This window comes from Photorhabdus sp. RW14-46, assembly GCF_963887965.1.
GTDB classification, from domain to species: Bacteria; Pseudomonadota; Gammaproteobacteria; order Enterobacterales; family Enterobacteriaceae; genus Photorhabdus; species Photorhabdus laumondii.
Window position 1 is genome coordinate 1 of sequence record NZ_CAWPHH010000103.1, and the last position, 896, is coordinate 896.

The 896-nt window shown below is 52.6% G+C and carries 1 protein-coding gene; it reads right to left on the reverse strand.

The window, feature by feature from the left end; genetic code table 11:
• Window positions 1-896 (reverse strand): elongation factor Tu (gene tuf / locus AACQ38_RS23730; RefSeq protein ID WP_112872378.1); only part of this gene is annotated, 896 nt, incomplete at both ends.

The following is an 896-nucleotide window of genomic DNA, read 5'->3' on the forward strand; positions in this document are numbered from 1 at the left end:
CGCAGACCCTGGTCCATTGCGATTGGGGCAATCAGGGTAACTTTCATCTGAATGTTATCACCTGGCATCACCATTTCCACGCCTTCTGGCAGTTCAATGGTACCGGTCACGTCAGTTGTACGGAAGTAGAACTGTGGACGGTAGCCTTTGAAGAATGGCGTATGACGGCCACCTTCGTCTTTGCTCAGAATATAAACTTCTGATTCGAAAGTGGTGTGTGGCTTGATTGAACCCGGTTTCGCCAGTACCTGACCACGTTCGATTTCGTCACGCTTGGTACCACGCAGCAGAACACCGACGTTCTCACCTGCACGGCCTTCGTCCAGCAGTTTGCGGAACATTTCTACGCCAGTACAAGTGGTTTTAGTCGTGTCTTTGATACCCACGATTTCAACTTCTTCACCCACTTTAACAATACCGCGCTCTACACGACCGGTAACTACAGTACCACGGCCTGAAATAGAGAATACGTCTTCGATTGGCAGCAGGAATGGCTGGTCAATAGCACGCTCTGGCTCTGGAATGTAGCTATCCAGGGCCTCTGCCAGTTCGATGATTTTGGCTTCCCACTCTGCATCACCTTCCAGCGCTTTCAGAGCAGAACCACGGATGACTGGCGTGTCGTCGCCTGGGAAATCGTACTGAGACAGCAGCTCACGCACTTCCATCTCAACCAGTTCCAGCAGCTCTTCGTCGTCTACCATGTCACATTTGTTCAGGAACACGATGATGTAAGGAACGCCTACCTGACGGCCTAACAGGATGTGCTCACGCGTCTGTGGCATTGGACCGTCAGTCGCGGCAACTACCAGGATTGCGCCGTCCATCTGAGCCGCACCGGTGATCATGTTTTTCACGTAGTCGGCGTGGCCTGGGCAGTCAACGTGCGCATAGTG